Origin of the sequence: Rhodococcus sp. ENV425, assembly GCF_002887785.1 — a bacterium.
GTDB classification, from domain to species: Bacteria; Actinomycetota; Actinomycetes; order Mycobacteriales; family Mycobacteriaceae; genus Rhodococcus; species Rhodococcus aetherivorans.
Window position 1 is genome coordinate 86,900 of sequence record NZ_PCZU01000178.1, and the last position, 6,080, is coordinate 92,979.

General features: G+C 69.4%; 6 protein-coding genes and 4 tRNA genes. 5 read left to right on the forward strand and 5 right to left on the reverse strand.

What is annotated here, in order from left to right; all coding sequences use genetic code 11:
- Positions 1–70: 70 nt before the first annotated feature.
- The 4 genes from CQZ88_RS14775 to CQZ88_RS14790 all read right to left on the reverse strand — a co-directional run bounded on the left by CQZ88_RS14775 (position 71) and on the right by CQZ88_RS14790 (position 1,140).
- A tRNA-Phe gene (locus CQZ88_RS14775) sits at positions 71–147 on the reverse strand.
- 37 nt (positions 148–184) lie between these two features.
- Positions 185–258, reverse strand: a tRNA-Asp gene (locus tag CQZ88_RS14780).
- 57 nt (positions 259–315) lie between these two features.
- Positions 316–388, reverse strand: a tRNA-Glu gene (locus tag CQZ88_RS14785).
- A gap of 98 nt (positions 389–486) precedes the next feature.
- Complete coding sequence (locus CQZ88_RS14790) at positions 487–1,140, reverse strand: TetR/AcrR family transcriptional regulator (RefSeq protein WP_006936388.1); 654 nt, start codon at positions 1,138–1,140, stop codon at positions 487–489.
- Between the two features lie 231 nt (positions 1,141–1,371).
- On the opposite strand from CQZ88_RS14790, the gene CQZ88_RS14795 reads away from it, so the two are divergent.
- Positions 1,372–1,447 (forward strand) — tRNA-Lys (locus CQZ88_RS14795).
- Between the two features lie 60 nt (positions 1,448–1,507).
- Here the strand turns inward: CQZ88_RS14795 and CQZ88_RS14800 are convergent.
- On the reverse strand, positions 1,508–2,095 hold the full coding sequence (locus tag CQZ88_RS14800) for a hypothetical protein (RefSeq protein WP_102799956.1): 588 nt from the start codon (positions 2,093–2,095) through the stop codon (positions 1,508–1,510).
- A 163-nt stretch (positions 2,096–2,258) separates the two neighbouring features.
- Here CQZ88_RS14800 and CQZ88_RS14805 point away from each other — a divergent pair, with 163 nt between their 5' ends.
- The 4 genes from CQZ88_RS14805 to dusB all read left to right on the forward strand — a co-directional run bounded on the left by CQZ88_RS14805 (position 2,259) and on the right by dusB (position 5,773).
- Positions 2,259–2,702: a hypothetical protein gene (locus CQZ88_RS14805; protein ID WP_102799957.1), complete on the forward strand. Its 444-nt coding sequence runs from the start codon at positions 2,259–2,261 to the stop codon at positions 2,700–2,702.
- A gap of 58 nt (positions 2,703–2,760) precedes the next feature.
- Positions 2,761–3,336, forward strand: a complete 576-nt coding sequence (locus tag CQZ88_RS14810; protein ID WP_006936393.1) for a DUF937 domain-containing protein — start codon at positions 2,761–2,763, stop codon at positions 3,334–3,336.
- Between the two features lie 216 nt (positions 3,337–3,552).
- Positions 3,553–4,509 carry an acyl-ACP desaturase gene (locus tag CQZ88_RS14815; protein ID WP_006936396.1) on the forward strand — a complete coding sequence of 319 codons (957 nt, stop codon included), beginning with the start codon at positions 3,553–3,555 and terminating at the stop codon, positions 4,507–4,509.
- 121 nt (positions 4,510–4,630) lie between these two features.
- Positions 4,631–5,773 carry a tRNA dihydrouridine synthase DusB gene (gene dusB, locus CQZ88_RS14820; protein WP_044475953.1) on the forward strand — a complete coding sequence of 381 codons (1,143 nt, stop codon included), beginning with the start codon at positions 4,631–4,633 and terminating at the stop codon, positions 5,771–5,773.
- Positions 5,774–6,080 lie beyond the last annotated feature (307 nt).

Sequence of the window (6,080 nt, forward strand, 5' to 3'; positions counted from 1 at the left end):
GTGTGCACCCCCGAAGGGGTTTCCACAGAAAACCCACCGCCGAGCGGTGGGTCTACCGTATGAAATTGTGTGGTGGCCAGGGCCGGGATCGAACCGGCGACCTTCCGCTTTTCAGGCGGACGCTCGTACCAACTGAGCTACCTGGCCGGACGGCACCCGAACCGAATGCCAATTGCCAACTCTGCGACCCTGACGGGACTCGAACCCGCGACCTCCGCCGTGACAGGGCGGCGCGCTAACCAACTGCGCCACAGGGCCATGCTCTTCACTTGTGGTCAAACCGTACTGCATGCGGTGATACTGCTTCCGCAAGCGTACCCCCTACGGGATTCGAACCCGCGCTACCGCCTTGAAAGGGCGGCGTCCTAGGCCGCTAGACGAAGGGGGCCCGCCGGATTACTCCGACCCGCACCCTCAACGGGTTCGCGTTCCGTTGGGAGCTTGGATAGCTTAGGACACGGGTTTCCGGATTCACAAATCAGCAGGTCACGCCGGTTGTTCGCCTTCGAGGCGCAACTCCGGCGCCCCACGCCGCCGCTCGAGCCACTGCGGCGCAGCCGTCGCCTCGAGGCAGACGTCCAGGCATTCCGCGAACCGGGCCCGGACGTCGACGTCCTCCGCGGTGAGGTCGTGGAAGTAGCGCTGCCCGGCCAGGCACGCACTGAGCACACCCAGGAACCGTTCGAGGTCGACCCCGGCACGGAACAGCCCCGCTTCCTGCGCCTCGACGGCGAGCCGGTGACCGGCCTTCCCCCACACCGAGCTGCCGCGCAGTTTGGCCTCCGCGTCGAACTCGGGCTCGGTCACGAGCTTGAACTCTGCCTGGATGATGACGTCGCCGTGCAGGGCATCGGCGAGATCTCCGACGAGGCCGTACAGCCGCTCGAACGGATCGAGCCCCGGCGCGTCCAGCCACCGGTCGGCGATCACCCGGTAGCGCTCGAGGCCCTCCGCGAGCACCGCCCGGGCGAGCGCTTCCTTCGAATCGAAGTGGAAGTACATCGCACCCTTGGTGGCCCCGGAGTGCTCGAGAATCGCGTTGACCGAGGCGGCGCCGTATCCGCGCCGGGCGAATTCGATCGCCGCGGATTCGACGATCGCCGCGCGTGTGCGCCGCGCCCGCTCTTGCTGACGTGACATGGGGGGTTCGTGCCTCCGTACGTGACCGGCAGTCCCCCCCGGACGCCACTGTAGCCGCCGTCCGGCCCCCACGCCCGCAACCAGGCGTTTTCCGGCCTTCGCAGAGAACACACCAAGTGGTATGCTTTTGCGCGGCTCGGGTGCGCCGCAGGGGGTGCGCACCCGAGCCTTCGAACGGCCCGCGCGTCCGATACTGTTGTCCGGCGCGATGCAGCTAGACTGTGCGCCCACGCCCCTATAGCTCAGTTGGTAGAGCTACGGACTTTTAATCCGCAGGTCCCAGGTTCGAGCCCTGGTGGGGGCACCACACCCTCGTCCGTCCGGAAGGACGGGAGCGCCCCGGCACGAGGCGGCTCGTCGTCGCCCGTTACTCCGGAGCGCCGGCCACCTTGCCCGGCCGGTCGCTTCGTAGCTCCGGCTCCTGCCGGCCCCGCTCGTCACGCTCCCGCTCGAGGTCGCGACCGCGTTTGCGGTACGTGTAACTCAGGGCCGCGAACACCAGGAACACGATCACGCCGACGACGGCACCGACAAGCGTCGCGCCCCGGAAGCCGGGGGCGTCGACGTCGAGGATCCGCTCCCCCGCATGGGCCGCGTTCCCGTTGCCCAGCACGATGCTCAACGTCATCAGGTTGGGGATCGCCACCACCACGGCGGCGGCGGCGAACACCACCTGCAGGACGCGGTGCCGGCGCCACGTCCTGATCCGCCATGCGGCGGCGAACAGGGCCAACGGCACGAACGTGCACACGAGGCCGAACAGCAGGCCCCAGGCTATCCCGCGGGCGAAGCCGGCATCGGCCAGCCCGGCGATACGCTGCGCCCACCACCGGGGGACGAATGCCGCCAGCACGAAGTACGCGACCACCAGCGCGAGCAGGGCCCCGACGCTCCACAGGGACTTCTTGGCCCACGGCGGAAGCCCCGACCGCTGCACCGTCTCGTTGCCCACCATTGCGTTGTTCCCCTTCCGGGTCCGGGTGTGCCGCTCCCCTCAGATTACGTACCCGCAAGCCCGACACGGCGCCCGAATCGTCGGTTCCGCGCTGCTGCCGCACCCGAGTTGCGGTTAGGGTGTGGTCGCTCACAAAACCGATCCGACGATCGATGGGAGTGGCGTGCGCAGCTTCGTGGACCTGGGTCTGTTCCTGTCCGCCGTCGCCCTGGGGATCGGCTCGTTTCTCCCGGTGCTGGCCGGGACCCGGCCGACCGACGTCCCGCTGACCGAGTTGCGCGACGGGATCGCGGCCGGCGACGTCTCCGCCCTCGGCGCAGCCGACCTGACCGTCCATCAGACACTGGCGGCGCCGCTCGTGCTCGCCGCCGTGCTGCTGCTCCTGGCCGCCCTGTTCGACTCGGCGGTGGCCGGCTGGGCCGGGGTGGTGATCGGCCTCGTCGCGACCGGCGCCTTCGCGGTGCGGGTCTATCAGCGGTTCGGCGACTACGTGCAGGTCAACCACGCTACCGCGCTGACCAACCAGACGGGGTTCGTGCTACTGCTCAGCGGGTTGGGGGTCGCCCTGCTGTGCGCGGTGATCGCGGGGCGGCGGGCGTCCCCGTAGCCGAAACGCCGACGCGGGATCCCGGAGCGGGCGACCACGGTGGCTACCCTCGGTTCCCATGCCTTCCCTCGACGATCTCCTCTCGCGGATTCCGGTCGACCAGATCGCCCGCCGGCTCGACGTGGACGAGCAGACGGCGGCGACGGCGGTGCGGGCCGCCCTGCCCACGCTGGTCGGCGGCCTCGAGGCGAACACACGGCATCCGGACGGCGCCTCGTCCCTGCTGTCCGCGCTCGACCAGCACCGGAACCCGGCCCTGCTCGACGGTGGAGTGGACGTGACCGACGTGGACACCGCGGACGGCGACCGGATCGTGGCGAACGTGTTCGGCGACCACAAGGACCGGGTCGTGCAGACGCTGGGCCGAGCCGACGGCGCGGGCGGCAACGACCTCGTCGCACGGCTGCTGCCCATCCTCGCCCCGATCGTGCTGACGTACCTGGCCGAGCAGGTCGGCAGAAGTTCCGGCGGCCAGGGCGGCCTGGGCGAGCTGCTGGGCGGGCTCCTGCGCAGCGCGACGAACGGCACCGGAAGCGGCGGCGGTCTCGGCGGAGTGCTCGGCAGCGTTCTCGGCGGCAACGGGGGTGGCCTGGGCGAGCTGCTCGGCGGACTCCTCGGCGCCGGCAAGCGCTGAGGTCACGGCGGGATATGGATTGCCCCCGCGCGTCGCCCCGGGACGCCGTTCGCGCCCCGGTATGATAACGACGTCGCCGTCTGTGAGTGATCCCATCGGCGGGTAGGCCCCGGTCGGCCGAACTTGGAACAGGTAACAGACAAACGGGTGCCGAACCTACGGTGCCGTAGGCTGTAATTCGTACGTGACACGCACAGTTATGGAGAGGTAAACGGAATGACGCGAGTTCTGACTCAGCTGGAGCTTCTGCGCGAGCTGGAGCCCGTCGCCGAGGCGAACGTCAACCGCCACCTTTCGATGGCCAAGGACTGGCACCCCCACGACTACGTGCCCTGGGACGAGGGGCGCAACTTCGCCGCCATGGGTGGCGTGGACTGGGAGCCCGAGCAGTCGAAGCTCGACGAGGTCGCCAAGGCCGCGATGATCACCAATCTCCTCACCGAGGACAACCTGCCGTCCTACCACCGCGAGATCGCCGAGAGCTTCTCGCGCGACGGCGCCTGGGGCACCTGGGTGGGCCGCTGGACCGCCGAGGAGAACCGCCACGGCATCGTGATGCGCGACTACCTCGTCGTCACCCGCGGTGTCGACCCCGTCGCCCTCGAGAACGCCCGCATGGAGCACATGACCAACGGGTTCGCCTCGCCCAACGAGGTCGGGATGCTGCACTCGGTGTCGTACGTCACCTTCCAGGAGCTGGCCACCCGCGTCTCGCACCGCAACACCGGCCGGGCGTGCCACGACTCGATCGCCGACAAGATGCTCCAGCGCATCGCCGCCGACGAGAACCTGCACATGATCTTCTACCGCAACATCTGCGAAGCGGCCCTCGACGTCGCCCCGGACCAGACCCTCGCGGCGATCACAGACGTGTTGAAGAACTTCCAGATGCCCGGCGCCGGTATGCCCAACTTCCGCCGCAACGGCGTGCTGATGGCCAAGCACGGCATCTACGACCTGCGTCAGCACCTCGACGAGGTGGTCATGCCGGTGCTCCGCAAGTGGCGCATCTTCGAGCGTGAGGACTTCGGTGCCGAGGGCGCCCGCATCCTCGACGAGCTCGGCACCTTCCTCGAGGATCTCGAGAAGCAGGCGGTGAAGTTCGAGGAGATGCGCGATCGGTCCCTCGCCCGCGAGGCCGCCCGCCGCGAGCGCAACGAGGCCGCGTCCTGATCCAGGCCGTTCCGTGATTCGGGAGCAGCGGCCCCGAACAGCTATCCTGTGCCCGGTACCGGATTCGGTGCCGGGCACAGTTGCACGCACTTCTTCTTCACGCCGTCTTCGAGGTTCTTTCATGTCACCCCTTCGCATCGGCTCGCTCGAGTTGAACAGCCCGGTCGTACTCGCGCCGATGGCGGGAATCACCAATGTCGCCTTTCGCACCCTGTGCCGCGAACTCGAACTCGAGCGGTCGGGGAGCACGTCGGGGCTGTACGTGTGCGAGATGGTCACCGCCCGGGCACTCGTGGAACGCCACCCCGTCACGATGCACATGACGACGTTCGGTCCCACCGAGACGCCGCGGTCGTTGCAGCTGTACACCGTCGACCCGGACGTCACGTACCAGGCCGCGAAGATGATCGTCGACGAGAACCTCGCCGACCACATCGACATGAACTTCGGCTGCCCCGTGCCGAAGGTCACCCGCAAGGGCGGCGGCTCGGCGCTGCCGTACAAGCGGCGGCTGTTCGGCAACATCGTCGCGGCCGCCGTCCGCGCCACCGAGGGCACCGACATCCCGGTGACCGTGAAGTTCCGCATCGGCATCGACGCCGATCATCACACCCACCTCGACGCGGGCCGGATCGCGGCGGCCGAGGGCGCCGCCGCCGTCGCGCTACACGCCCGCACGGCCGCGCAGCGTTACTCGGGTGAGGCCGACTGGAACGAGATCGCCCGCCTCAAGGAGCACGTCACCGACGTGCCGGTGCTGGGCAACGGCGACATCTTCGCCGCCGAGGACGCCCAGAAGATGATGGAGCAGACCGGCTGCGACGGCGTCGTCGTCGGACGCGGATGCCTCGGCCGGCCCTGGCTGTTCGCCGAACTCAGCGCCGCACTGAACGGCACCCCCATGCCCACCCCGCCGAACCTGGGCGAGGTGGCGGCCATCATGCGCCGGCACGCCGAACTCCTCGCCGACCACCACGGCGAGGACCGCGGCATGCGTGAGATTCGCAAGCACATCGCCTGGTACCTGCGCGGCTTCCCGGCCGGATCCGATGTGCGCAACGCCCTGGCGCGCGTGTCCGGTCTCGCCGAGCTGGACGACCTGCTCGGCCGGCTCGATCCGACCGTGCCCTTCCCGAAGGACGCGGAGGGCCCGCGCGGGCGCCAGGGCTCCCCCGGTACCGTCGCACTGCCGGACGGCTGGCTCGACGACCCGGAGGACTGCATGGTGCCGGCGGGCGCCGACGTCATGCACTCGGGCGGCTGACCGCAGGGTCCGCTGTGCGGGCCGGACGAACCGGACCGGTGCTCGGCGGACGCTCGATCCGGACCGAGGCCGCCAGTATCATGACGGAATCGCCGTGGTGGCGGATGCGTACGAGAGCGGAACATCCGCGGAGAGGCGAGGGAATCGGTGGGTGAGGAGCACGAGTCGGGCCTGCCCGACAGTCGCGCTCCGTGGGAACGTCCTATCGCCGACTCCGGGTATCGCAGCTCACATTCCGGCCGGGTGCGACGACGTCCGGAGGGTCTTGCGCCGCCCGCCGACGCCGGACCCGCGCCGTCGGGCCGGG